We start from the raw sequence: 23724 nt of genomic DNA, 5'->3' as shown, positions 1-23724 counted from the left end.
ACGCCAAATGACCTGGCTGCGGCGCATCCTGCTGCCCGGCGCTCTGGCCGTCGCCGCCGCATCGGCATCCGCCGCCGACATGCGCATCGTCCCGCTGCCGCCGCCGGCGCCGGTGAGCGCGGCGCTGGCCGAGTTCGGCCGCCACCTGTTCTTCGAGACCCGCCTGTCGGGCGACGGCAGCCGCAGCTGCGCCAGCTGCCACCTGCCGGAGAAGGGCTTCGCCGACGGCCAGCCGCTGTCGCGCGGCTACAACGGCACCGAGCACTTCCGCAACGCGCCCGGCCTGCTCTCGGTGCGCCTCAGGACGCGCCTGATGTGGGACGGCCGTGGCACGGACCTCGCCGGCGCGGTGCGCGAAATGGTGCTCGACGCCCAGTTCATGAACGGCGAGACGCGCATCATCGCCGAGCGCATCCGCCAGATCCCGCCCCTCTTCAACCTCTGGCGGCGTGCCTTCGGCGAGAAGGCCGAGCTGCGCGGCGAGCAGGCCTTCGAAGCCATCGCCGAATACCTGAAGACGCTCGATTTCGGCGAGAGCGCGGTCGACCGCGCCCTGCGCGGCGAGGCGGCGCTCGAACCGCTGGCCGAGGAGGGCCTGCGGCTGTTCGCCGGCCGGGCCGGCTGCATCCAATGCCACCACGGGCCGCTGCTCAGCGACGGCAAGCCGCATCGCCTCGGCGTGCCCGAGCACCCGGCGATCGCGCGCGAGCCGCTGCGCGCCATCAGCCTGCTGCGCCACCACGCCGAGCGCGGGCTGCCGCAGCCGATGGCCGAGCGCGGCGACGTCGGCGCCTACGCCGTCAGCAAGAACCCGGCCGAGCGCGGCGGCTTCGTCACGCCGCCGCTGCGCGGCCTCGCCCACACCGGGCCCTACATGCACAACGGCCGCTTCGCCAGCCTCGAGGACGCGATCGACTTCCACGACCGCGGCGGCGGCCCCGGCAGCGTGCTGCGCCCGCTCGACCTGAGCGCGCGCGAGCGGCAGGCGCTGGCGGCCTTCCTGCGCGCGCTCTCCGCACCGCTGGCGCCGGTGGCGGAGCCGCCGGCCTACGATTACGGCAGCGTCGCCAACGCTGGAAGGGTGCGGCGATGAGGCGCCCGCTGATCCTGTCCCTGCTGGCTGCCGCCGTGCTGCTCGCCGGCGCCTGGGCGACCCTGACGCCGGCGCCCGCGCATCCGCCGCTCGCCTCCCTGCCGGCGGTGCCGGTGCCGGCAGGCAACCCGATGAGCGAGGACAAGCTGCGCCTCGGCCGCATGCTGTTCTTCGATCCGCGCCTCTCCGGCGACGCCTCCACCTCCTGCGCCTCCTGCCACGTGCCGCAACTCGGCTGGACGCACAACGACGCGCTGGCGCGCGGCTATCCCGGCCATCGCCTCTGGCGCAACAACCCGACGGTGCTCAACGCTGCGCACTACACCCGCCTGATGTGGGACGGCACGCTCGACAGCCTGGAGATCCAGGCGCGCTCGGCGATGCAGGCGCCGGTCGAGGGCAACGGCAAGGCCTCGATGGTGGAGATGCGCCTGCGCTTCATCCCCGAGTACGTCGCGCTGTTCCGCCAGGCGTTCGGCGACGAGTGGCCGCAGCTCGACCACGCCTGGCAGGCCATCGCCGCCTTCGAGCGCACGCTGGTGTCCGATCCGCGCCAGGTGCCCTTCGACCGTCATCTCGCCGGCGACGCCTCCGCGCTCTCCGAATCGGCGCGCCGCGGCCTGGCGCTGTTCGAGGGCAAGGCCGGCTGCATCCAGTGCCATCACGGTGCGCTCGCCAGCGACGAAGGCTTCCACGCCCTCGGCGTGCCGCGCCAGCCGCTCTACGATTCCCATCCGCTGGTGCAGATCGCCGTGCGCTGGCAGAACGTCCAGCGCGACGTGCCGCAGGCGGTGTATCGCGGCCACGAGGAGGACCTCGGCCGCTACTACCGCACGCGCGAGCCGGCCGACATCGGCAAGTTCCGCACGCCGACGCTGCGCGAGCTGAAGTACACCGCGCCCTACATGCACAACGGCGCCTTCGCCACGCTGCGCGAGGTCGTCGACTTCTTCGACGCCGGCGGCGGCAGCGTGCCGAACAAGTCGCCGCTGCTCAAGCCGCTCGGCCTCAGCGAGGAGGAGAAGAACGACCTGGTGGCCTTCCTCGAGTCCCTCAGCATGGAGCGGCCGCTGATCGTCGAGGCGCCGGTGCTGCCGCCGACCCTGCCGCTCGACGGCAGCGGCGAGCAGTGCGAGCAACCCGTGCAAGGACGCATATGATCGAAGGCGCATTCGAGAAGATCGGCGGCATGTGGAACCGCCTGGTGATGAACCGGCGCAACTGGTGGCTGCCGCTGGCACTCGTGCTGGCCGTCGGCCTCGGCAGCATGATCTACGTCGGCACGCGCACCTACCAGGACGCGCCGCCGATCCCGGATTTCGTGACCGAGTCGGGCGAGACCGTGGTGGCCGCCGCCGCCGTCACGCGCGGCCAGCTGGTGTTCCTCAAGTACGGCCTGATGAACCACGGCTCGATGTTCGGCGACGGGGCGGGGCGCGGCCCCGACTTCACCGCCGACGCCCTGCAGGCCATGGCGCGCGCCATGCGCGACCACCATGCCTCGCGCGACGGCGTTGAGCCGGCCGCCGCCCTGGCGCTGGCCCAGGCCGAGATCCGCCGCAACCGCCACGACGCGGCGAGCAACCGGGTGACGGTCGGCGAGGCGCAGGCCTACGCCTTCCGCGAACTGGAGCGCCGCTACGCCGCCATGTTCCGCGGCGAGGGCGCCGAGGCCTTCCACCCCGCCGGCTACATCACGGATGCCGGCGAGCTCTCCGATCTGGCCGCCTTCTTCTTCTGGGGCGGCTGGGTCTGCGGTGCCCAGCGGCCCGGCGAAGAGTACAGCTACACGCACAACTGGCCCTACGACGAGCTGGCCGGCAACCGGCCGACCGCGCCGACCCTGATCTGGAGCGTGGCAGCGGCGCTCGGCCTGATCGCCGTGCTCGGCGTCGTGCTGTTCCTCTACGGCCGCTACAGCGGACTGGCCGGCTGGCGCCAGACCGGCCAGACCGACGAGATGGCGCGCCTCGCCGCCCTGACGCACGTCGAAGCCTTCGATCCGGGCGCGCTGCAGCGCGCCACCTACAAGTTCTTCGCCGCCGCCGCGGCGCTGTTCGTGCTGCAGATCGCCGCCGGCGTGCTGACCATCCACGATTTCCTGCGCTTCACCCATGTCTTCGGCGTCGATCTGGCCGAGGCGCTGCCCATCACCATCGTCCGCGCCTGGCATCTGCAGCTGGCGCTGATGTGGATCTCCGCCTGCTGGGTCGGCGCCTCGATCTTCGTGTTGTCCACGGCGCGGCGCGAGGCGCCGGCGGGGCTGCTGCGCGAGATGAATCTGCTCTTCGGCCTGTTCGTCGTCTGGGTCGCCGGCAGCCTGATCGGCATCGCGCTGGGCAGCAAGGGCCTGCTCGGCGAGCACTGGAACCTGCTCGGCAACCAGGGCTGGGAATTCGTCGAGATGGGCAAGCTGTGGCAGGGCGTGCTGTTCGGCGTCTTCGCGCTGTGGCTGCGCATCGTCTGGCGCCTCGCGCGCGGCGTCTGGCGCGAGGGCGACGCGTGGACCCTGCCGAAGTGGCTGCTCTACGCGGTGGCCTGCGTGCTGCTGCTGTTCGTCTCCGGCTTCGTCGCCCGCCCCGAGACGAACTTCGTCGTCGCCGACTTCTGGCGCTGGGCGGTGATCCACATGTGGGTGGAGGCCTTCTTCGAGGTGTTCACCACCGCGCTGCTGGCGTACTTCATGGTGCTGATGGGCTTCGTCAATCATGCCGCCGCCTCGCGCATCGTCTATCTCGCCACGCTGCTGTTCCTCGGCTCGGGCCTGCTCGGCATCTCGCACAACTTCTACTGGAACGCCAAGCCGGTGGCGACCCTGGCCATCGGCAGCATCTTTTCGACCCTGCAGGTGGTGCCGCTGATCCTGCTCACGCTGGAAGCCTGGCAGTTCCGCAACGCGCCGCAGCGCGCGCTGGCGGCGGGCGCCGGGGCCGGCCGGCCGGCGGCCTTTGGCCAGGCCGAAGCCTTCCTCTTCCTGCTCGGCGTGAACTTCTGGAATTTCCTCGGCGCCGGCGTGTTCGGCTTCATCATCAACCTGCCGATCGTGAACTACTACGAGCACGGCACCTACCTGACGGTGAACCACGGCCACGCCGCCCTGATGGGCGTCTACGGCAACCTGGCCATCGCCGCCATCCTGTTCTGCAGCCGCTACCTGGTCGCGGCGCAGGCCTGGGATGCTCGCCTGCTGCGGCGGGCGTTCTGGTCGCTCAACCTCGGCCTGCTGCTGATGGTGGCGATCGACCTGTTCCCGGTCGGCATCGCGCAGCTGAACGACGTGCTGGCGCACGGCCTGTGGCACGCCCGCTCGCAGCAGTTCGTGCAGGGCAGCCTGTTCCAGACGCTGACCTGGGCGCGCATCGTCGGCGGTGCCCTGTTCGTGCTGGGCGGCGTGCTGCCGCTCGCCTGGTTCATGCTGAGCCGGCTGGCGGCGCTCAAGCCGGCCGCCGCCGCGCGCGACGCCGCTCCCGCCGGAGCCGGAGTGGCGCCGGCCCTCGACTGATTATTTCGCGGCATCGCTCCGGCCGCCGGGGATCGGTACAATTCGGTCATGAGCGGAAACCTATTCATCGTCGCAGCCCCCTCCGGCGCCGGCAAGACCACGCTGGTGAAGATGCTGCTCGAGCGCGACGGCGGCATCCGCCTGTCGGTTTCGACCACCACCCGCGCGCCGCGGCCCGGCGAGGTGAACGGCCGCGAGTACCATTTCGTCGATATTCCGACCTTCCTCGCCATGCGCGAGCGGGGCGATTTCCTCGAGAGCGCCGAAGTGCACGGCAACTTCTACGGCACCTCGCGCCGCTGGATCGTCGAGCAGATGGAAGCCGGGCAGGACATCCTGCTCGAGATCGACTGGCAGGGCGCGCAGCAGGTGCGCGGGCTGTTCCACGGCTGCACCGGCATCTTCGTCCTGCCGCCCTCGGTGCAAGAGCTCGAGCGCCGCCTGCGCGGGCGCGGCCAGGACAGCGACGAAATCATCGCCCGCCGCGTGGCCGCCGCCGTGGACGAAATGCGCCATGTAAACGAGTTCGATTATGTTATTATTAACAACACGTTGCCGGAGGCCATCGAAGACCTCCAGACCGTAGTGCGTTCGGTTCGTTTGCGCTACGCCTCGCAGCTGGACCGCCACCGCGCGCTTTTCTCGTTTCTCGAACAGGACATTTAGGAAAAACCATGGCCCGCATCACCGTAGACGACTGCCTCAAACGAATCCCCAACCGCTTCCAGCTCACCCTGGCCGCCACCTACCGCGCCCGCCAGCTGACCATCGGCGCCTCGCCCCTGATCGAGGGCGAGAAGGACAAACCGACCGTCGTCGCCCTGCGCGAGATCGCCGCCGGCCTGGTCGGCCTGGAAGTGCTCAACCGCGGACAGGCATAGGTTCCGTTCGGGAGAGGATGGTGAGCCATGCATGCCGCCGCATCTTCTCCCGGCCCGCAAACCCCGCAAGCCTACGACACTGAGTTCACCCTCCAGCTCGAGAAGCTGAAGGAGCTGCTCGGCACCTACCTCAAGCCCGAGGACATCGAGCGCGTCGCCGACGCCTTCCGCTTTTCGGCGGAGGCGCACAAGAACCAGTTCCGCATCAGCGGCGATCCCTACTTCTCGCACCCGCTCGCCGTCGCCGGCATCCTCACCGGCTGGCACCTCGATGCCCAGGCGCTGATGGCGGCGCTGCTGCACGACGTCACCGAGGACACCGAGATCGGCAACAAGGAGATCGGCGAGCGCTTCGGCAAGGTGACGGCCGAGCTGGTCGACGGCGTCTCCAAGCTCGACAAGATCGAGTTCCAGTCGATCGAGGACGCCCAGGCCGAAAACTTCCGCAAGATGCTGCTGGCGATGGCGCGCGACGTGCGCGTCATCCTCATCAAGCTGGCCGACCGCCTGCACAACATGCGCACGCTCGACACGCTGCGGCCGGACAAGCGCCGCCGCATCGCGCGCGAGACGCTGGAGATCTACGCGCCGATCGCCAACCGGCTGGGGCTGAACAATCTCTACCGCGAGTTGCAGGAGCTGGCCTTCCGCCACGTCTTCCCGCTGCGCTACCGCGTGCTGTCGAAGGCCATCAAGGCGGCGCGCGGCAACCGGCGCGAGGTGGTGAGCAAGATCCTCGGCGGCATCAAGGCGCGTCTCGAGGAGGCGCAGATCGAGGCCGAGGTGATGGGCCGCGAGAAGCACCTGTTCGGCATCTATCGCAAGATGCGCGGCAAGTCGCTGTCCTTTTCGCAGGTGCTCGACATCTACGGCTTCCGCGTCATCGTCAAGGACGTGCCGACCTGCTACCTCGCGCTCGGCGCGCTGCACAGCCTGTACAAGCCGGTGCCGGGCAAGTTCAAGGACTACATCGCCATCCCCAAGGGCAACGGCTACCAGTCGCTGCACACCACCCTGATCGGCCCCTACGGCACGCCGGTGGAAGTGCAGATCCGCACCACCGAGATGCACCACGTCGCCGAGTCGGGCGTCGCCTCGCACTGGCTCTACAAGGACGACAAGAGCCTCTCCGAGCTGCAGCAGCGCACGCACAAGTGGCTGCAGTCGCTGCTCGAGCTGCAGTCGGCCTCGGGCGACTCGGCGGAATTCCTCGAGCACCTCAAGATCGACCTCTTCCCCGGCGAGGTGTACGTGTTCACGCCGAAGGGCAAGATCCTGCCGCTGCCGCGCGGCTCGACGGCGGTGGATTTCGCCTATGCCGTGCACACCGACATCGGCAACCGCTGCGTCGCCTGCCGCATCAACCACGAGCTGATGCCGCTGCGCACCGAGCTCCGGAACGGCGACCAGGTCGAGATCATCACGGCGACGCATGCCAATCCGAACCCGGCCTGGCTGTCCTACGTCAAGACCGGCAAGGCGCGCTCGCAGATCCGCCACTTCCTGAAGACCATGCAGTTCGAGGAATCGGCCGCCCTCGGCGAGCGCCTGCTGGCGCAGGCGCTGCGGCCGCTCGAGCTGTCCGCCGAGCGCATCGGCGACGTCGTCTGGGACAAGTTCGTGCTGGAGTGCGGCGCCAAGTCGAAGATGGAGGTGCTCACCGACATCGGCCTCGGCAAGCGCCTGCCGGCCATCGTCGCGCGCCGCCTGGCCGAGGGCATCGAGAAGGACGAGCCGGCGGCCGAGCCGAAGCCGCAGGGACCGATCCTGATCCGCGGCAGCGAGGGCATGGCGGTGCAGCTGGCCCACTGCTGCCGGCCGATCCCCGGCGACCCCATCGTCGGCGTCATCAAGAAAGGCCAGGGCCTGGTGGTGCACCTGGCCGACTGCCCGAGCATTTCCCTGCGCGGCCGCGGCGAGCGGGCCAAGTGGGTCGACGTCGAATGGGAGCGCGACACCGGCAAACTGTTCGAGGCGGCCATCAAGATCGAGGCGGAAAACCGCCGCGGCGTGCTGGCCAAGGTCGCCGCCGAGATCGCCGAGGCCGGCTCCAACATCCAGCACGTCACCATGGACGACGAGCACGGCGTATATACCGCCCTCTACTTCGTCCTGCAGGTCTCCAACCGCGTGCATCTGGCGCGCATCCTGCGTGCCCTGCGCCACATCCCGGAAGTGGTGCGCATCTCCCGCGTGCGGGAGTAAAATTCGCCTTTTCCGAACCGAAGAGCATCGACATGGCCCAGTACGAATCCGAGCATACGAAGTTCATGCGCGAGTGGTTGGCGCAGCACCCCGAGGAAGTCGAGGAGCAGAAAAGCGGCCGCGCCCTCTGGTGGGACAAGGCGCCGCAGACGCCCGACGAACAGCAGCGCCTGAAGGAATCGCGGCTGCCGCAAAAGCCCTACGTCTACCGATAAGGAAAAGTCAGCCGCCGTGCCGCGGCGACTGACTTTTGCCTGACACCCCGCTTGCTCGACTCCCCCCTCGTTTTCGTCGACCTCGAGACCACCGGCGCCAATCCGGCGTTCGATCGCATCATCGAGGTCGGCATCGTCAAGGTGACCGCCGGCCGGCTCGAGTACGAGTGGTCCACGCTGGTCGACCCGGGCGAATCCATTCCGCCGGTCATCCAGGGCTTCACCGGCATCACCAACGACATGGTGCGCGGCGCACCGTCCTTTGCCGACATCGCCGACGAGGTGTTCGAGAGGATCGAGGGCAGCCTCTTCATCGCCCACAACGCGCGCTTCGACTACGGCTTCCTCAAGAACGAATTCAAGCGCCTCGAGCGCGCCTTCCAGCCTCGCGTGCTGTGCACCGTCAAGTTCTCCCGCGCCCTCTACCCCGAGCATCACCGCCACGGCCTCGACGCGCTGATCGCGCGCCACAACCTCGGCTGCGACGCGCGCCACCGCGCGCTGGGCGACGCGCGCGTGCTGTGGGACTTCGTGCGGCTGGTGCATGCCGAGAAGCCGCCCGAGGCGATCCGCGCCGCGCTGAAGAAGGCCATGAAGGCGCCGAGCCTGCCCTCGGGCCTCGAGGCGACGGCGGTCGACGCCGTGCCGGAAGCGCCGGGCGTCTACCTCTTCCACGGCGAGAATGAACTGCCGCTCTACATCGGCAAGGGCGTCAACATGCGCGCGCGCGTGCAGTCGCACTTCGCCGCCGACCACAGTGCCGGCCGCGCCATGCGACTCGCGCAGGAAACCAAGCGCATCGACTGGATCGAAACCGCCGGCGAGCTGGGCGCCCTGCTGCTGGAGGCGCGCCTGATCAAGGATAAATCGCCCATCCACAACCGCCACCTGAGGAAGAACGCCGAGCTGTGCGCCTTCCGCCTGAAGGAGGGCGGCGACGTTGCCCTCGAGCTGGTGCCGCTGGCCGGTGCGGCGCCGGAAGAACTCGGCGGACTCTACGGCCAGTTCAAGTCGAAGCGCGAAGCCAACAACACCCTGCGCGAGCTGGCCGCCGAGCACGGCCTGTGCCTGAAGCGCCTCGGCATCGAGCAGGGCAAGGGCCCCTGCTTCAACCACCAGATCAAGCGCTGCAAGGGTTTCTGCGTGGGCAAGGAAAACGCCCTGACGCACGACCTGCGCCTGAAGGCGGCGCTGGCCGTGCTCAAGCTGCGTGCCTGGCCCTTCCCCGGCCGCATCGCCATCCGCGAGCGCGACGAGGCCGGCGCGCGCTGCGAGTGGCACCTCTTCGAGCACTGGTGCCACCTCGGCACCGCCAGGAGCGAGGCCGAGCTGTTCGATGCCGCGCAGACGCGCTTCGACGCCGCCTTCGACCTCGACACCTACCGCATCCTGCGCCGCGAGCTGGAGAAGCGCGCCGGCTCGGCGGACATAGTGAGACTGGAACGCCATGAGTGACGACGGCAAGGTCCGCATTTCGAAACTGATGTCCGAGCAGGGCCTCTGCTCGCGCCGCGAGGCCGACGCCTACATCGAGCGCGGCTGGGTCTTTGTCGACGGCGTGCGCGTCACCGAGCTGGGCAGCCGCGCGCTGCCGACGCAGATAATCACGCTGAGCAAGGAAGCCAGGTCGAACCAGCTCGCGCAGGTGACCATCCTCCTCAACAAGCCGGTCGGCTACGTCTCCGGCCAGGCCGAGCAGGGCTACAAACCGGCGGCGACGCTGGTCACCGCCGCCACGCATCACGACGCCGACCGCTCGCCGCAGCGCTTCAACCCGGCGCACCTGAAAGGACTGGCCCCGGCCGGGCGCCTCGACATCGACTCCACCGGCCTGCTGGTGTTCACCCAGGACGGCCGCATCGCCAAGCTGCTCATCGGCGAGGATTCGCGCATCGAGAAGGAATACCTGGTGCGCGTCGAAGGCAAGCTCGACGCCAAGGGCCTGGCGCTCCTGAATCACGGCCTCTCTCTCGACGGCGCGGCGCTGAAGCCGGCCAAGGTGAGCTGGCAGAACGAGGACCAGCTGCGCTTCGTGTTGCGCGAAGGCAAGAAGCGCCAGATCCGCCGCATGTGCGAGCTGGTCGGCCTCAAGGTGACGGGCCTCAAGCGCGTGCGCATCGGCAGCGTCAAGCTCGGCGACCTGCCGCCGGGCAAGTGGCGCTACCTGCGCGAGGATGAGCGCTTCTGAACCGTTGCCCACCGCGGAGGGAGAATGCAGCCGGAAATCCTGCACGGCGCACTGGACCTTGCCGAATCCGACTGGCAGCGCCTCGCCACCGATAACGATCCCTTCGTCAGCCGCGCCTTCCTCGGCGCCGCCGAGCAGACCGGCGCCGCCGGCGAGCGGATGGCCTGGCGGCCGATGCATCTTGTGCTGCGCGACGATGCCGGCCGCCTCGCCGGCCTGCTGCCGCTCTACCTGCGCGAACACTCCTTCGGCGACTTCTCGCGCGACTGGAACTGGCCGGCGGCCTGGGAAAGGAGCGGCCGCGCCTACTACCCGAAGCTCGTCACCGGCGCGCCCTACACGCCTTCGCCCGGGCCGCGCCTGCTCGCTGCGCGCGATGCCGACGCGTGCGTGAAACCTGCCCTCGTCGAGGCCGCGCTGGCGCTCACCGCAGAGCTCGGCGCCTCGTCCTGGCAATGCCTGTTCGTGCGTGAGGCGGAAAGTCAGCCGCTGCGCGACGCCGGCCTGCTCCTGCGCCGCGGCGTGCAATTCCACTGGCTGAACCGCGGCTATCGCGACTTCGCCGACTTCCTCGATGGCTTCACCGCCGAGAAGAGGAAGAAGCTCAAGCGCGAGCGCCGCGCGGTGGCGGAAGCCGGCCTGCGCCTCGAGGCGCGCCACGGCGACGGGATCGACGCCGCGCTCTGGCCGGCCATCCACCGCCACTACCGCGACACCTTCCGGCGCCACGGCAACCATCCCGCCTTCCCGCCCGAGTTCTTCCAACGCGCCGCCGCCGCGCTCGGCCGGCGCATGGTCGTCTTCCTCGCCTGGCAGGACGAGCGGCCGGTCGCTTCCGCCATCTGCTACCGCGACGACACCGCGCTCTACGGCCGCCACTGGGGCGCCGACATCGACTGCCCCGGCCTGCACTTCGAGCTGTGCTACTACCGCGGCATCGAGTACGCGCTCGAACACGGGCTGCAGCGCTTCGAGCCCGGCGCGCAGGGAGAACACAAGCTTGCGCGCGGCTTCGAGCCGGTGCCGACCTGGTCGGCCTACTGGATCGCCGACCCGCGCATGCGCGATATCGTCGCGAATTTCCTCGCGCGCGAGGGCGAGGCGATGCAGGACTACGAAGCGGAGACGGCGCGACACCTGCCGTACAAAAGTCAGCCGCCGTGACGCGGCGCGCGGTTTCTATTCCCCCCGTGTTTCAGCGGGCGCTTCCCACGGCATGAGGTGAATGCTCCCGGCGAGCAGGGTGACGCGCGCCGCGGCGCCGGGGGCAATGTCGTTGCGCTCGGCGACGTGGGTGGGCACGGAGAAGGCGAGCGGTTCGCTGCCGCCGTCGGGCAGCAGGCGGATCTGCGTGAAGGGGCCGAGGCGCAGGCAGTCCTGCACGGTGCCGGAAACGGGGTTCTCGGCTTCGCCGCGCGAGGGACGCTCGCGGCGGTGCAGCAGCACGCCCTCGGGCGGGATCACCCAACTGACGCGCTCGCCGGGCTTGCCGGCGCTGCGCGCGACTTCCAGCGTGCGCCCGAGCCATTCCAGCCGCGTCGCGCCGCCATCCTCGACCAGCGTGCCCTCGAAGAGATTGTGCAGGCCGACCAGGCGGGCGATGGCGGCGCTGGCCGGCCGCGTCATCACCTCGTCGGGCGTGCCGGCCTGGAGCGTCCTGCCCTTGTGCAGGATGACCATGCGGTCGGCGAGCATGCGCGCCTCGTCGAGGTCGTGCGTCACCAGCAGCATCGGGATGTTGAGGTGGGCGCGCAGGCGCGCCAGTTCCTGCTGCAGCTTGCGCCTTGTGACCTGGTCCACCGCCGAGAAGGGCTCGTCGAGCAGCAGCACCGCGGGATCGCGCGCCAGGGCGCGGGCGACGGCGACGCGCTGCTGCTGGCCGCCGGAGAGCTCCGCCGGCTTGCGGTTCTCCAGGCCGTCGAGATGCACGCGGGCGAGCAGCGCGCGCGCCCGCGCCGCGCGCTCGGCCAAAGTCAGTCCGCCCAGGGCGGCGGCGACGTTCTCCAGGGCGGAGAGGTGCGGGAAGAGGCCGTAGCTCTGGAAGACGAAGCCGATGCGGCGCGCCTGCACCGGCCGGTTGGCCGCGGCGGCGGCATCGAACCAGGTCTCGCCGTTGCAGCGGATCGTGCCGTTCTCCGGCGCGTGCAGTCCGGCGATGCAGCGCAGGATCGTCGACTTGCCGCTGCCGGAAGGCCCGACCAGCGCCAGCAGCTCGCCCGGCGCGCAGGCGAGTTCCGCGTCGAGGGGGATCGGTGCGCGCTGGCGCAGCTGCACCTGGAGGCCGGTGGCGCTCACTGTTCCTTCTTCCCGATGCGATGGGTGAGGAACTGGATCAGCATGATCGCCGCGAAGGAGAACGCCACCAGCATCGCGGAAAGGATGCCCGCCGCGCGATCCTCGAAGGCCTGCACGTGGTCATAGATGGCGATGGAGACGGTGCGCGTCTCCTCGGGGATGTTGCCGCCGATCATCAGCACCACGCCGAATTCGCCCAGCGTGTGGGCGAAGGTGAGCACGATGGCGGTGAGCAGCCCCGGCCAGGCCAGCGGCAGCTCGATCTTCCACAGCGTCTGCCAGCGCGTCAGGCCGCAGCACCAGGCCGCCTCGCGCACCTCGCGCGGGATGGCTTCCAGCGCGCGCTGCACCGGCTGCACGGCGAAGGGCAGGTTGAAGACGATGGAGGCGGCGAGCAGGCCGTCGAAGGAGAACACCAGGCTGCGCCCGGTGAGCGTGTGATAGAGCTGGCCGAGGGCGGCGTGCTGGCCGAAGGCCACCAGCAGGTAGAAGCCGAGCACGGTGGGCGGCAGCACCAGCGGCAGGGCGATCAGGCCTTCCGCCACCAGCCGGGCGCCCGGGCGCATCGTCAGCAGCGGCCGCGCGATCAGCACGGCGAGCGGCAGCAGCAGCAGCGTCGTCGCCGCCGCCAGCTTGAGCGAAAGCGTCCAGGCCGAGAAATCCATCTACGGCGACGCGTAGCCGTGCTGGCGCAGCAGCGCCTGCGCCTGCGGCCCGAGCAGGAAGTCGTAGAAGCGGCGCGCCGTCTCGCCGGCGCCCTTGATCAGCACCATGCGCTGGCGCAGCGGCGCGTGCCAGGACTCCGGCACCGTCGCCCAGGCGCCGCGCGCCTTCAGTTCGGGGCCGGCGGCGAGCGCCAGCGGGATGAAGCCGGCCTGCGCTTCGCCCGTGGCGAGGAAGCGCGCCGCCTGGCCGACGTTCTCGCCGAGCACCAGCTTGCCTTTCACGCTGCTCCAGAGATCGACGCGCTCCAGCGCCTCGCGCGCGGCGCGGCCGTAGGGCGCGAGCTCGGGATTGGCGATGGCGAGGCGCTTCAGCCGCCCGTCGGCCGCCGCCGCGCCGAGGTCCTTGAGCTTGTTGTCGATGCCGACGGGCGAACCTTGCGGCACGTAGAAGGCGAGGCGGCCGACGGCGTACACCGCGCCGACGCCCTCGGCATGGCCGTCCTTTGCCAGCGCCTCGGCGTATTCCTCGTCCGCGGAGAGGAACAGCTGGAAGGGCGCGCCCTGGGCGATCTGGCGGCGGAAGTTGCCGGACGAGCCGTAGGCGATCTTGACCCTGCGGCCGGTGGCCTGCGCGAAGGCCTCGACGACCGCCGGCATCGCCGCGCTCATGTTGGCGGCGACGGCGATGTTGGGCGCGTCCTGCGCGGACGCCGGCTGCGCCAGCGCGGCGGCGGCCAGCCACAGCGCGGCCAGCGCCTTGCGCAAGAATGGTGTTCGCATGCGATCCCCTTTGCGTTTCGTTATGACGTAGCGACTATAACGAGAGCGCCGTGCAGCGTCAATCGGGCGGATCAATCCTTCGCCGGCGGCGCGGCGAGGCGCTGCAGCGCGCGCAACTCGGCCTGGATGGCCTTCGCCGCCTTCGCTTCCATGTTGCGGTAGTGCGCCAGCACTTCCTCGCCGTCCGGCGTCAGCCGCGCGCCGCCGCCGCGCGCGCCGCCCTTGGCGGCCTCGACCAGCGGCCGGCGGAAGCAGCGGTTCATCGATTCGACCATTAGCCAGGCGCGCTTGTAGCTCATGCCCATCAGCCGTCCGGCGGCGGAGATGGAGCCCGTCTCGCGGATCCGTTCGAGCATCTCGGCCTTGCCCGGGCCGAGCGCGATGTCCGGCTCGAGCACGAAGCGCAGCCGGGCGCGCAGGCTACCCGCCTTTTTATCGGCGCGCGCGGGAGGGGTTGTCCGTTTGGGCGACATCTTTCGCGATGAAATTGGTTGACCAAATCAGTCGGCGAAACTGTAGCACGCGCGAGTTTTTTATTTCGCGATCATGCCTTTGGGTGTTACCGGGCCGCTGCGGCCGGACCGAATAAGTATTTGTACCAAAAATTGACATTTATCAACGAATCGCGTGTCGATTGAGGAATAGCATGTCGTAAATTCCCTATGGGGCGTGAGGATTTTTCTCCGCGGGCAGCATGAACATCTCCAGCATCATCGTGAACGCGAAGCCGACCAAGCTCCCGTCGGTGCGCGGTGGTCTAGAGCAGATTTCCGGCGTGGAAATCCACGCCGCCACGGACGACGGCAGGCTCGTCGTCACCATCGAAGCCGCATCCGACGGCGAGACCACCGGCATCTTCGATCGCATCAATGCGATGGACGGCGTGCTGTCGGTCGCCATGGTCTATCACCAGTTCGAATCCGATCCCGAAAACGAAGTATCTGTGCAGGCCAACCGCGAGGTTGCGCCCTAACGAAGAAAAGGAGGCCTCAAATGTCTACCACCATGACGCGACGTGATTTCATCAAGGCGAATGCGGCCGCCGCCGCCGCAACCGCCGCCGGCATCGCCCTGCCGGGCGGGCAGGCCCTGGCCCAGGCCAACGACGGCGTGCGCTGGGACAAGGGCGCCTGCCGCTACTGCGGCACGGGCTGCGGCGTGCTGGTCGGCGTCAAGGACGGGCGCATCGTCGCCACCCAGGGCGACCCCGATGCGCCGGTGAACAAGGGCCTCAACTGCGTGAAGGGCTACTTCCTGGCGAAGATCCAGTACGGCAAGGACCGCCTGACGCAGCCGCTGCTGCGCATGAAGGACGGCAAGTTCGACAAGAACGGCGAGTTCCAGCCGGTTTCCTGGAATCAGGCCTTCGACATCATGGAGCAGAAGGCCAAGGAGACGCTCAAGACCATGGGTCCGACCGGCATCGCCATGTTCGGCTCCGGCCAGTGGACGGTGTGGGAGGGCTATGCCGCCGCCAAGCTGATGAAGGCCGGCTTCCGCACCAACAACATCGATCCGAACGCGCGCCACTGCATGGCCTCCGCCGTGGCCGGCTTCATCCGCACCTTCGGCATCGACGAGCCGATGGGCTGCTACGACGACATGGAGCACGCCGACGCCTTCGTGCTGTGGGGCTCCAACATGGCGGAGATGCACCCGATCCTCTGGTCGCGCATCACCAACCGCCGCCAGACCGCGTCCCACGTCAAGCTGATGGTGCTGTCCACCTTCTCGCACCGCTCGACGGAGGGCGCCGACGTCGAGCTGCTCTTCAAGCCGCAGTCCGACCTGGCGATCCTCAACTACATCTGCAACTACATCATCCAGAACAACGCGGTGAACAAGGACTTCGTCGCCAAGCACGTCAATTTCGCCAAGGGCGTCACCGACATCGGCTACGGCCTGCGCCCGAACGACCCGCGCGAGCAGGCGGCCGGCAACAACGGCTATCCCGGTCCCGACGGCAAGCCCAAGGGCGATCCGAACAAGGCGGCGCCGATCAAGTTCGAGGACTTCGCCCAGTTCGTCTCCGAGTACACCCTCGACAAGGCGCACCAGATCTCCGGCGTGCCGAAGGACAAGCTGGAGGCGCTGGCCAAGGTCTACGCCGACCCGAAGACCAAGGTCTGCTCCTACTGGACCATGGGCTTCAACCAGCACACCCGCGGCACCTGGGTGAACAACATGATCTACAACGTGCACCTGCTGGTGGGCAAGATCTCCGAGCCGGGCAACGGCCCCTTCTCGCTGACCGGCCAGCCTTCCGCTTGCGGCACGGCGCGCGAGGTCGGCACCTTCGCCCACCGCCTGCCGGCCGACATGGTGGTGATGAATCCGAAGCACCGCGAGATCTGCGAGAAGGCCTGGAACATTCCCGCCGGCACGATCCCCGACAAGCCGGGGTACCACGCGGTTCTGCAGTCACGCATGCTGAAGGACGGCAAGGTCGGCTTCTACTGGACCTCGACCACCAACAACATGCAGGCCGGTCCCAACGTCAACGGCGAGATCTATCCGGGCTGGCGCAACCCGAAGGCCTTCGTCGTCGTCTCCGACGCCTATCCGACCGTCTCGGCCATGTCGGCCGACCTCATCCTGCCCTGCGCCATGTGGATGGAGAAGGAAGGCATGTACGGCAACGCCGAGCGGCGCGGCCAGATGTGGCGCCAGCAGGTGAAGGCGCCGGGCGAAGCGAAGTCCGACCTGTGGCAGTACCTCGAGTTCGCCAAGCGCTTCAAGACCGACGAAGTGTGGCCCGCCGAACTGCTCGCCAAGAAGCCCGAGTTGAAGGGCAAGACCTTGTACGAGGTGCTCTACGCCAACGGCGTCGTGAACAAGTTCCCGAAGGGCGATGCGGCGAAGGTGAATGCGCATGCCTGGGCCGGCTACACCAACGACGAGACGGAACACTTCGGCTATTACGTGCAGAAGGGCCTGTTCGAGGAATATGCCGCCTTCGGCCGCGGCCACGCCCACGACCTGGCCGACTTCGACACCTACCACAAGGTGCGCGGCATGCGCTGGCCGGTGGTCAATGGCAAGGAGACGCTGTGGCGCTTCCGCGAAGGCTACGACCCGTACGTGAAGGCCGGCGAGGGCGTGCGCTTCTACGGCAAGCCCGACGGCAAGGCGGTGATCTTCGCCCTGCCCTACCAGCCGGCCGCCGAGCCGCCGGACAACGAGTACGACCTCTGGCTGTGCACCGGCCGCGTGCTCGAGCACTGGCACACCGGCACCATGACGCGCCGCGTGCCCGAGCTCTACCGCTCCTTCCCGGACGCCGTGGTGTTCATGCATCCGAAGGACGCCGACAAGCGCGGGCTCAAGCGCGGCGACGTCGCCAAGGCGATCACCCGCCGCGGCGAAATCCAGGTGCGGGTCGAGACCAAGGGCCGCAACAAGACGCCGGAAGGCCTGGTGTTCATCCCCTTCTTCGACGAGCACCGCCTGGTGAACAAGCTGACGCTGGACGCCACCTGCCCGATCTCGAAAGAGACCGATTTCAAGAAGTGCGCGGTCAAGCTCGTCAAGGCCTGATCGAAAAAGGCATCAGGGAGCGCCCGGGCGGGCAGCCAAGGTGGTTGGACCGTAACTGCCCGCCCGCCAGCGTGACCGGAATTCATCATGGAAGCCGAGAAACCGAGGAAGGCGTCCGCCGCAGCCACGCGGCGGCAGTTCCTGCTCGACTCAGCCCGCATGGCCTGCGGCGTCGGGCTGCTCGGCATCGGCATCGGCCTCTACGCCAAGCAGGCAAAGGCGCTGCCGCCGCTCGCCGTGCGCCCGCCCGGCGCGCTGGCGGAGAAGGACTTCCTCGGCGCCTGCATCCGCTGCGGCCTCTGCGTGCGCGACTGCCCCTACGACATCCTCACCCTGGCCAGGCCGGAGGAGCCGGTGGCGACGGGCACGCCGTATTTCGTCGCGCGCCAACTCCCCTGCGAGATGTGCGAGGACATTCCCTGCGTCAAGGCCTGCCCGACCGGCGCGCTCGACCATTCGCTCACCGACATCAACCAGGCAAAAATGGGCCTGGCGGTGCTGGTGGACCAGGAGAACTGCCTCAACTTCCTCGGCCTGCGCTGCGACATCTGCTATCGGGTCTGCCCGGTGATCGACAAGGCCATCACGCTCGAACCGCGCGTGAATGCCCGCACCGGCAAGCACACGCTGTTCATTCCGGTGGTGCATTCGGACGCCTGCACCGGCTGCGGCAAGTGCGAGAAGGGCTGCCCGCTGGAAGTGGCGGCGATCAAGGTCTATCCGACCGAGCTGGCCAAGGGCGAGCCGGGCCAGCACTACCGCCTCGGCTGGGTCGAGAAGGAAAAGGCCGGCGGCAGCCTGGTCGCACCCGACGTGCAGCACCAGTACAACCTGCCGGAGGGCATGCGCTACGAGTCGGGCAAGGGCCTCCTGCCCGGGGGCGCGGCGCCGGCTGCGCCCCCGGGCTCCGCCGCGCCCGGATCGCAGCCGGTCCTGCCGAAGGCGCTGCAGGGAGGTCAATTGTGAGCACCGAGCGCATCGGCGCCGAAGCCGTAGTTGCCAAGGGCTGGCTGGGCGCCCACAAGTGGCTGCTCCTGCGGCGCGTGTCGCAGCTCTCCATCCTGGCCCTGTTCCTGCTCGGGCCGCTGGCAGGCGTGTGGATCGTGAAAGGCAACCTGAGCTTCAGCTACACGCTGGATGTCCTGCCGCTGACCGACCCCTTCGTCCTGCTGCAGACGCTGTTGACCCGGCATATGCCGGAGGCGAAGGCCTTCGTCGGCGTCGCCATCGTGCTGGCGTTCTACATGCTGGTGGGCGGCCGCGTCTTCTGCTCGTGGGTCTGCCCGGTGAACATGGTCACCGATGCGGCGGCCTGGCTGCGCAGCCGCCTCGGCATCAAGGGCGGCGCACACGTCTCGCGCAGGACGCGTTACTGGATTCTCGCCATGGCGCTGGTGCTGGCGGCAGCCACCGGCACGCTGGCCTGGGAGCTGGTGAACCCGGTGTCGATGTTTCACCGCGGCATCATCTTCGGCCTCGGTTCGGTGTGGGCCGTGATTCTCGCCATCTTCCTGCTCGAACTCTTCGTCATGCAGGACGGCTGGTGCGGTCGCCTTTGTCCGATGGGCGCTTTCTACAGCCTGCTCGGAAAAATCAGCCTGGTGAGGGTGTCGGCGCTGAAGCGCAGCGCCTGCAACGACTGCATGGACTGCTTCGCCGTCTGCCCCGAGCCGCAGGTGATTCGCCCGGCGCTCAAGGGGGTGGATGGCGCCGGGCCGGTGATTCTGGCGGCGAACTGCACCAACTGCGGGCGCTGCATCGACGTCTGCTCGAAGGATGTGTTCGCCTTCGGCACGCGGTTCGGCAACAAGGCGGAACGGGGCTCGTCGCCGGTCAAATCCATGACGCCGGCGACGTGCAAATGAGTGGGCTGGATTTTTTCAACTTTTGACGTGAAGGGAGACGATCATGAATAGGACCGTCAAGGCAACAGTGGCCGCGGCGCTGGCCGCGGTGGTGTTCGGATGCGCCCAGTACGGCGGGGTGTCAACCTTGCGTGGCGCCGACGTGGCGATGGCCGACAAGGCCCCCGACTCATCGCTGGAGTACGTCGGCAAGAAGCCCGGCCTGCAGAAGCCGATCGAGCGCACCTTCAGCACGCAGCCGCCGCTGATCCCGCATGCGGTGGCGAACTTCGACGAGATCACCGTCTCCGAGAACCAGTGCCTCGACTGCCACAGCCTGGAGACCTATCGCAAGAAAAACGCGCCCAAGATGGGCGACAGCCACCTGGCGTTCAGCAAGGACGGTATGAAGAAGGTGGTGACGATGGACCGCTACCAGTGCAACAGCTGTCATGTGCCGCAGGTGGACGCCAAGCCGCTGGTGGACAACACCTTCGTCGGCAACGTCCAGAAGTAAGCCAGACGACCCTTCGCGCCCCAGCAGGGCCGCGGCCGGCCGCGCCGGCTGCGGCCTTTTTACGTCTCGTAGCCGACCAGCACCACGTCGGCGGCTTCTTCGCGCAGGGGAATCAGGGCCTGGTAGGCCGGCGAGTCGAACCAGCGGCGGACGGCGGCCGGATCGGGGAAGCGGATGACGACGGTGTCGGCGTGGGGGTGCGTGCCGCTGAACACTGCGAATTGCCGTCCGCGAAATACCAGTTCGGCGCTCCACGGCGCCAGCGTGGCCGGCACCTGGCTGCGGTAGGCCTCCCACTTCAGCGGATCCTTGATGGCGATATGGCCGATCACGTAGGCAGCCATTGCGACGCCTTCAGTGCAGTCCGGCCAGGCGCGCGGCGACCAGGCCGACGGCGAGGAGTATGCCGTGCAGCATCGCCGCGCCGATGGTGGCGCGGATGGCCGGCACCAGCTCCGCCGGCTTTGCGGCATGGGCGAGCAGCTGCTTCGTCGCCGCCAGTGCCGGTGCCAGTGCGACCAGGGCGAGCAGCGCGGTCCACGGCAGGGCGCCCAGCGCCACCGCGCCGGCCAGCCAGCCGTAGGCGACGCCGACGATGAAGGGATAGCCCCAGCGCGCACGCATGGGGCCGAGGCGCACCACCCAGTTGCGCTTGCCGGCGGCGGTGTCGGCGCGATAGTCGGGAAACTGGTTGATGAAGAGCACGTTGGCGACGTGCAGGGCATAGGGCAGGCCGGCGACGAAGGGCAGGGCGGAGAAGGCGCCGCGCTGCACGTAGTCGGCGCCGACGACGACGATCAGCCAGCCGCAGGCCACCGCCAGCTCGCCGAGGCCGCGGCTCATGAACTTCAGCGGCGGCGCCGAGTAGGCCCAGCCGACGAACATTCCGGCCAGGCCGATCAGAATCAGGCCGCCGGCCGAGGTCCACGCCAGCCACAGTCCGGCGGGAATCACCGAGGCGAGCAGGGCGTAGCCGAAGAGGCCGGCGGCGCGCAGGCTGAGCACGCCGTTCTGGATGAAGCGGCTGCCGCCGGTGAACGGGAATTGGCGCTCGGTGTTGGCGGCGTCGCTGCCGTTGAGCGCATCGTAGTAGTCGTTCAGCACGTTGATGCCGGCGTGCGCCACCAGCGCGAAGAACACCGTGAAGAAGGCTGCGGCCGGGCGCAGCATGGCGCCGTCGAGTGCCGCGGTGGCGAGCCCGACCAGGCAGGCGGCGAAGGTCACGCTGAGGAAGGGCGGCCGCGTCGCCGCGAAATAGCGCAGGAAGGGGTTGGGGAAGGCGGCGAGCGTCGGTTCCATCGGCGGCGGCATCATTGGGCTCCCAGAAGCTGTTTCGCGGCAGCCTCGATTTCTTCATGGCTCATGGCGCCGAGTTTACTGCCGATGACATTGCCCTTGCGGTCGATGACGAGGGTAAACGGCACCACGGCCTTGGGGTTGCCGCTGGCCTGCATGAGGGCGATGCCGCCTTCCTTGGCGAGCAGGCCGGTGTAGCGCATTTCGTAGGCCCTGGCGAAATCGCGCACCGCCTCGACCTTGTCGTCGAGGGCGATGCCGACGACGACCAGCCCGCGCTTCGCATGTTTGTCGTGCGCGGCGGAAAGTTCCGGGATCTCCGCCCGGCAGGGGCCGCACCAGCGCGCCCAGAAGTTCACGATCAGCGGCTTGCCGCGCAGCTGTGCGAAGGCGAATGGCTTGTCGTCGGCGTCGTGCAGCGTGGCGGCGAAGAGCGCCGCGGCCGAAGGCTGGGCGGGCGCCTGCGCCCAGGCGGCCGGCGCGAGCAGGAGCAGCAGGCTGAGCAGGACGGACAGCCGGGCCATCAGGGCAGGTCGCCGCGCCGGAAGAACAGGTAGCCCGCGCCGGCGCACAGCGCGCCGACCGCGACCGGATACAGCACGGCGAAGAACCGGTAGCCGGTCGCGCCGAAATTGTCGAGGATGACGAAGGCCGAGGGTCCCAGCACGATGAGCTGCGGGTCGAACAGCGCCAGCGCGGCGGTGCGGAACACCTGCAGCGGATTGGCCAGCGCGATGCCCACCGCCACCTCGGGCCGAACATGCTCCTGGATCATGACGCCGAGCAGGATCAGGTCGAGGAACAGCAGCAGCGTCAGCCAGACCATGAAGGCCATGCCCTGGGCGACGTCGGTGCTGCGCGCCAGCGCCGAGATCAGCATGCCGATGCCGAGGAAGCACCAGCCCATCGCGGCGAGCAGCGCCGTGTAGTAGGCGAACATGCCCCACGGCACTTCGATGCCGCGGATCAGCGCCCACAGCACGGCGCCGGCCATGGCGGCGAACACCGGCAGGAAGATGATCAGGTAGCGGCCGACGATCTTGCCCCAGAACCAGGCGGCCAGGCCGACCGGCAGGGAGAGCAGGTACTCGAAGACGCCGGCCTCGCGGTCGCCGGCCACCGAGCGCACCGTGGTGATGAGCACGAAGATCGGCAGGATCGCCATGGTCAGCTGGATGAAGGTGACGAGCAGGCGCGACAGGCCGATGAAGCCGAGCACGCGCGACTCGGTCAGTCCGAAGAGGAAGAGCAGCGCCACCAGGCCGCCGAAGACCAGGCAGTAGATGGCGAACCAGCGTGCGCGCAGCGATTCGACGATGTCCAGTTTCGCGGTGAGCCAGAGTTCTTTCATTTCCCTTTGGCGAGAATTTGCTCTCGCATCACAACATAAGTCACGCTGCCGGGAGCGGCATCGCGCACGGCGGCGAAGTTGTAGCCCATCGGCGAGAGCCGGCCGCCCAGGTAATGCGCCTGGCGCGCGTCGAGCCAGGTGGTGCCGCTCATGTCGGTCGAGTCGGCCACCCACATGCGCGTGGCGGGCTCGGCCATCCAGGGATACTGCGCCGCCTTGTCGCGCAGCCAGAAGACGAGGCAGCCGACGTCGTCGAACTTGAATGCCGCGTTCTTCTCGCCGCCGCGCATCTGGGCGGCGAAGCGCGGATCGCTGATGACCATGTTGCAGCGGACGCAGGTGTCGCGGTCCCACTTGATCTCGGCCATGCCCTCCGGCCAGCTTTCCTTCCGTCCGCAGGCCGCCAGCGGCGCGAGCAGCAGGCCGCCGGAAAGCAGCAGGAATTCCCGGCGGCCGATCATGCCGCCGTCTCCGGGAGACTGACTTTTTCCGCCTCGCTGAGGGAGAGGTCGGCGATCAGGGCGACGTAGCGGCTGGTCATGCCGAGGAAGCGCAGGCGGTCGGGGCCGGCCACCTCGCCGGTCCATTCGAGGCCGTCCGGCGAGGCGCGGAAGTCCCAGGCCGACAGCGCCTTGTCGAAGGCGGCATCCGCGCGCTTGATGCGGATGCGGCAGTCGAGCAGGCCGGAGAGCGAGACGTCGTCGGCGACGCGGTCGTCGAGCACCACCTTGCCCATGTCCAGCTCGACGACGCGGTTGACCAGCGCGGCCACCTCGTTCAGGCGATGGCTGGAGATCAGCATGGTGGTGTCGTGCTGGCGCTCGGCGAGCAGCTCGAAGAAGATCTTGCGCGCTTCCGGGTCGAGGTTGGCGGCCGGCTCGTCCATCACCAGCACCTTGGCGTCGCGGCCCAGGGCGATGGCGATGAGGATCTTCTGCTTCTGGCCGCCGGAAAGCTTGACGAAAGGCTGCTGGCGCACGCGCTCGACGTCGAGGCCGAGGCGCAGGGCCAGCGTGGCGATGCGCTTCTCGTCGGAGTGGCACAGCGCGGCGGCGAAGCCGATCAGCTGGCCCACCGGCATCTTCAGCGGCGGCGGCAGCTGCGGCACGAAGCCGACCGAGGCGAGCACGCGGGTGCGTTCGGCGCGCGGCGACCGGCCCTCGATGGCGACCGTGCCCTCGTGGGTGTACTCGCCGAGCAGGCAGCGGATCAGCGTCGTCTTGCCGGCGCCATTGGAGCCGATCAGGGCGACGCGCTCACCCAGCCCGATGTCGAGGCCGATGCCGTCGAGGACGCGGTTGCGCTTGAAGGTCTTCGAGACGTTCTGGAAATGAATCATGGACAGCGGATTATAA

At 68.7% G+C, this 23724-nt stretch carries 25 protein-coding genes; 15 read left to right on the top strand and 10 right to left on the bottom strand.

All coding sequences use genetic code 11. The features are described 5' to 3' along the window. The first annotated feature begins 7 nt into the window (after positions 1-7). The 10 genes from ROZ00_12815 to ROZ00_12770 are packed head-to-tail and all read left to right on the top strand — an operon-like array spanning position 8 to position 11248. Positions 8-1093 carry a cytochrome c peroxidase gene (locus ROZ00_12815; protein ID MDT3737101.1) on the top strand — a complete coding sequence of 362 codons (1086 nt, stop codon included), beginning with the start codon at positions 8-10 and terminating at the stop codon, positions 1091-1093. Next, positions 1090-2253: a cytochrome c peroxidase gene (locus ROZ00_12810; protein MDT3737100.1), complete on the top strand. Its 1164-nt coding sequence runs from the start codon at positions 1090-1092 to the stop codon at positions 2251-2253. The genes ROZ00_12815 and ROZ00_12810 overlap by 4 nt, the downstream gene beginning before the upstream one ends. Continuing rightward, complete coding sequence (locus ROZ00_12805; GenBank protein MDT3737099.1) at positions 2250-4595, top strand: cbb3-type cytochrome c oxidase subunit I; 2346 nt, start codon at positions 2250-2252, stop codon at positions 4593-4595. The genes ROZ00_12810 and ROZ00_12805 overlap by 4 nt, the downstream gene beginning before the upstream one ends. Before the next feature lie 48 nt (positions 4596-4643). Continuing rightward, a complete protein-coding gene (gene gmk / locus ROZ00_12800) occupies positions 4644-5261 on the top strand; it encodes a guanylate kinase (protein ID MDT3737098.1) in 618 nt (205 codons plus the stop codon). 8 nt (positions 5262-5269) lie between these two features. After that, entirely contained in the window at positions 5270-5476 is a 207-nt protein-coding gene (gene rpoZ / locus ROZ00_12795; GenBank protein ID MDT3737097.1) for a DNA-directed RNA polymerase subunit omega, read from the top strand. Positions 5477-5503: 27 nt separating this feature from the next. Beyond that, positions 5504-7681 carry a bifunctional (p)ppGpp synthetase/guanosine-3',5'-bis(diphosphate) 3'-pyrophosphohydrolase gene (locus tag ROZ00_12790; protein ID MDT3737096.1) on the top strand — a complete coding sequence of 726 codons (2178 nt, stop codon included), beginning with the start codon at positions 5504-5506 and terminating at the stop codon, positions 7679-7681. 32 nt (positions 7682-7713) lie between these two features. Then, positions 7714-7896, top strand: coding sequence for a DUF3460 family protein (locus ROZ00_12785; protein MDT3737095.1), 183 nt, complete (start codon positions 7714-7716; stop codon positions 7894-7896). A gap of 51 nt (positions 7897-7947) precedes the next feature. Continuing rightward, positions 7948-9351, top strand: a complete 1404-nt coding sequence (locus ROZ00_12780; protein ID MDT3737094.1) for an exonuclease domain-containing protein — start codon at positions 7948-7950, stop codon at positions 9349-9351. Next, a complete protein-coding gene (locus ROZ00_12775; protein MDT3737093.1) occupies positions 9344-10084 on the top strand; it encodes an rRNA pseudouridine synthase in 741 nt (246 codons plus the stop codon). Before ROZ00_12780 ends, ROZ00_12775 begins: the two co-directional genes overlap by 8 nt. A gap of 24 nt (positions 10085-10108) precedes the next feature. Further along, positions 10109-11248 carry a GNAT family N-acetyltransferase gene (locus ROZ00_12770; protein MDT3737092.1) on the top strand — a complete coding sequence of 380 codons (1140 nt, stop codon included), beginning with the start codon at positions 10109-10111 and terminating at the stop codon, positions 11246-11248. 15 nt (positions 11249-11263) lie between these two features. Here ROZ00_12770 and ROZ00_12765 read toward each other — a convergent pair whose 3' ends face one another. From ROZ00_12765 to ROZ00_12750, 4 genes are all read right to left on the bottom strand, one after another. After that, positions 11264-12379 carry an ABC transporter ATP-binding protein gene (locus ROZ00_12765; GenBank protein ID MDT3737091.1) on the bottom strand — a complete coding sequence of 372 codons (1116 nt, stop codon included), beginning with the start codon at positions 12377-12379 and terminating at the stop codon, positions 11264-11266. After that, positions 12376-13044 carry a molybdate ABC transporter permease subunit gene (modB, locus tag ROZ00_12760; GenBank protein ID MDT3737090.1) on the bottom strand — a complete coding sequence of 223 codons (669 nt, stop codon included), beginning with the start codon at positions 13042-13044 and terminating at the stop codon, positions 12376-12378. The genes ROZ00_12765 and modB overlap by 4 nt, the downstream gene beginning before the upstream one ends. Beyond that, the gene (gene modA / locus ROZ00_12755) at positions 13045-13824 is read right to left on the bottom strand and encodes a molybdate ABC transporter substrate-binding protein (GenBank protein MDT3737089.1); all 780 of its coding nucleotides are present in this window, start codon (positions 13822-13824) and stop codon (positions 13045-13047) included. It lies immediately after the preceding gene. 71 nt (positions 13825-13895) lie between these two features. Continuing rightward, a complete protein-coding gene (locus ROZ00_12750) occupies positions 13896-14297 on the bottom strand; it encodes a LysR family transcriptional regulator (GenBank protein ID MDT3737088.1) in 402 nt (133 codons plus the stop codon). Between the two features lie 221 nt (positions 14298-14518). Between ROZ00_12750 and ROZ00_12745 the strand changes: the two genes are divergently transcribed. From ROZ00_12745 to ROZ00_12725, 5 genes are all read left to right on the top strand, one after another. Continuing rightward, positions 14519-14797: a chaperone NapD gene (locus ROZ00_12745; GenBank protein ID MDT3737087.1), complete on the top strand. Its 279-nt coding sequence runs from the start codon at positions 14519-14521 to the stop codon at positions 14795-14797. Positions 14798-14817: 20 nt separating this feature from the next. Beyond that, positions 14818-17361, top strand: a complete 2544-nt coding sequence (gene napA, locus ROZ00_12740) for a nitrate reductase catalytic subunit NapA (GenBank protein ID MDT3737086.1) — start codon at positions 14818-14820, stop codon at positions 17359-17361. 87 nt (positions 17362-17448) lie between these two features. Next, the gene (gene napG, locus ROZ00_12735) at positions 17449-18327 is read left to right on the top strand and encodes a ferredoxin-type protein NapG (protein ID MDT3737085.1); all 879 of its coding nucleotides are present in this window, start codon (positions 17449-17451) and stop codon (positions 18325-18327) included. Continuing rightward, positions 18324-19226: a quinol dehydrogenase ferredoxin subunit NapH gene (gene napH / locus ROZ00_12730; GenBank protein MDT3737084.1), complete on the top strand. Its 903-nt coding sequence runs from the start codon at positions 18324-18326 to the stop codon at positions 19224-19226. Before napG ends, napH begins: the two co-directional genes overlap by 4 nt. A gap of 43 nt (positions 19227-19269) precedes the next feature. Beyond that, a complete protein-coding gene (locus ROZ00_12725; GenBank protein ID MDT3737083.1) occupies positions 19270-19722 on the top strand; it encodes a nitrate reductase cytochrome c-type subunit in 453 nt (150 codons plus the stop codon). Positions 19723-19781: 59 nt separating this feature from the next. Here ROZ00_12725 and ROZ00_12720 read toward each other — a convergent pair whose 3' ends face one another. From ROZ00_12720 to ROZ00_12695, 6 genes are read right to left on the bottom strand one after another with little or no spacing between them, the layout of a single operon-like run. Further along, positions 19782-20066, bottom strand: a complete 285-nt coding sequence (locus tag ROZ00_12720; GenBank protein MDT3737082.1) for a DUF1330 domain-containing protein — start codon at positions 20064-20066, stop codon at positions 19782-19784. Positions 20067-20076: 10 nt separating this feature from the next. Beyond that, a complete protein-coding gene (locus ROZ00_12715; protein MDT3737081.1) occupies positions 20077-21021 on the bottom strand; it encodes a prenyltransferase in 945 nt (314 codons plus the stop codon). An 11-nt stretch (positions 21022-21032) separates the two neighbouring features. Further along, a complete protein-coding gene (locus tag ROZ00_12710; GenBank protein MDT3737080.1) occupies positions 21033-21542 on the bottom strand; it encodes a TlpA disulfide reductase family protein in 510 nt (169 codons plus the stop codon). Then, the gene (locus tag ROZ00_12705; protein MDT3737079.1) at positions 21542-22369 is read right to left on the bottom strand and encodes an ABC transporter permease subunit; all 828 of its coding nucleotides are present in this window, start codon (positions 22367-22369) and stop codon (positions 21542-21544) included. Before ROZ00_12705 ends, ROZ00_12710 begins: the two co-directional genes overlap by 1 nt. After that, on the bottom strand, positions 22366-22830 hold the full coding sequence (locus ROZ00_12700; protein MDT3737078.1) for a nitrous oxide reductase accessory protein NosL: 465 nt from the start codon (positions 22828-22830) through the stop codon (positions 22366-22368). Before ROZ00_12700 ends, ROZ00_12705 begins: the two co-directional genes overlap by 4 nt. Then, complete coding sequence (locus tag ROZ00_12695; GenBank protein MDT3737077.1) at positions 22827-23708, bottom strand: ABC transporter ATP-binding protein; 882 nt, start codon at positions 23706-23708, stop codon at positions 22827-22829. Before ROZ00_12695 ends, ROZ00_12700 begins: the two co-directional genes overlap by 4 nt. Positions 23709-23724 lie beyond the last annotated feature (16 nt).

Source organism: Denitratisoma sp., from assembly GCA_032027165.1.
Lineage (GTDB): Bacteria > Pseudomonadota > Gammaproteobacteria > Burkholderiales > Rhodocyclaceae > Desulfobacillus.
The sequence above is the reverse complement of the archived record's forward strand: the minus strand, read 5'-3'. Positions and strand labels throughout refer to the sequence as shown.

Bases quoted from the DNA above. Each gene is read 5' to 3' on its own strand.
- ROZ00_12815 (MDT3737101.1), top strand. From the start codon at position 8: ATGACCTGGCTGCGGCGCATCCTGCTGCCCGGCGCTCTGGCCGTCGCC.
- ROZ00_12810 (MDT3737100.1), top strand. From the start codon at position 1,090: ATGAGGCGCCCGCTGATCCTGTCCCTGCTGGCTGCCGCCGTGCTGCTC.
- ROZ00_12805 (MDT3737099.1), top strand. From the start codon at position 2,250: ATGATCGAAGGCGCATTCGAGAAGATCGGCGGCATGTGGAACCGCCTG.
- gmk (MDT3737098.1), top strand. From the start codon at position 4,644: ATGAGCGGAAACCTATTCATCGTCGCAGCCCCCTCCGGCGCCGGCAAG.
- rpoZ (MDT3737097.1), top strand. From the start codon at position 5,270: ATGGCCCGCATCACCGTAGACGACTGCCTCAAACGAATCCCCAACCGC.
- ROZ00_12790 (MDT3737096.1), top strand. From the start codon at position 5,504: ATGCATGCCGCCGCATCTTCTCCCGGCCCGCAAACCCCGCAAGCCTAC.
- ROZ00_12785 (MDT3737095.1), top strand. From the start codon at position 7,714: ATGGCCCAGTACGAATCCGAGCATACGAAGTTCATGCGCGAGTGGTTG.
- ROZ00_12775 (MDT3737093.1), top strand. From the start codon at position 9,344: ATGAGTGACGACGGCAAGGTCCGCATTTCGAAACTGATGTCCGAGCAG.
- ROZ00_12770 (MDT3737092.1), top strand. From the start codon at position 10,109: ATGCAGCCGGAAATCCTGCACGGCGCACTGGACCTTGCCGAATCCGAC.
- modB (MDT3737090.1), bottom strand. From the start codon at position 13,044: ATGGATTTCTCGGCCTGGACGCTTTCGCTCAAGCTGGCGGCGGCGACG.
- modA (MDT3737089.1), bottom strand. From the start codon at position 13,824: ATGCGAACACCATTCTTGCGCAAGGCGCTGGCCGCGCTGTGGCTGGCC.
- ROZ00_12750 (MDT3737088.1), bottom strand. From the start codon at position 14,297: ATGTCGCCCAAACGGACAACCCCTCCCGCGCGCGCCGATAAAAAGGCG.
- ROZ00_12745 (MDT3737087.1), top strand. From the start codon at position 14,519: ATGAACATCTCCAGCATCATCGTGAACGCGAAGCCGACCAAGCTCCCG.
- napA (MDT3737086.1), top strand. From the start codon at position 14,818: ATGTCTACCACCATGACGCGACGTGATTTCATCAAGGCGAATGCGGCC.
- napG (MDT3737085.1), top strand. From the start codon at position 17,449: ATGGAAGCCGAGAAACCGAGGAAGGCGTCCGCCGCAGCCACGCGGCGG.
- ROZ00_12725 (MDT3737083.1), top strand. From the start codon at position 19,270: ATGAATAGGACCGTCAAGGCAACAGTGGCCGCGGCGCTGGCCGCGGTG.
- ROZ00_12720 (MDT3737082.1), bottom strand. From the start codon at position 20,066: ATGGCTGCCTACGTGATCGGCCATATCGCCATCAAGGATCCGCTGAAG.
- ROZ00_12715 (MDT3737081.1), bottom strand. From the start codon at position 21,021: ATGGAACCGACGCTCGCCGCCTTCCCCAACCCCTTCCTGCGCTATTTC.
- ROZ00_12710 (MDT3737080.1), bottom strand. From the start codon at position 21,542: ATGGCCCGGCTGTCCGTCCTGCTCAGCCTGCTGCTCCTGCTCGCGCCG.
- ROZ00_12705 (MDT3737079.1), bottom strand. From the start codon at position 22,369: ATGAAAGAACTCTGGCTCACCGCGAAACTGGACATCGTCGAATCGCTG.
- ROZ00_12700 (MDT3737078.1), bottom strand. From the start codon at position 22,830: ATGATCGGCCGCCGGGAATTCCTGCTGCTTTCCGGCGGCCTGCTGCTC.
- ROZ00_12695 (MDT3737077.1), bottom strand. From the start codon at position 23,708: ATGATTCATTTCCAGAACGTCTCGAAGACCTTCAAGCGCAACCGCGTC.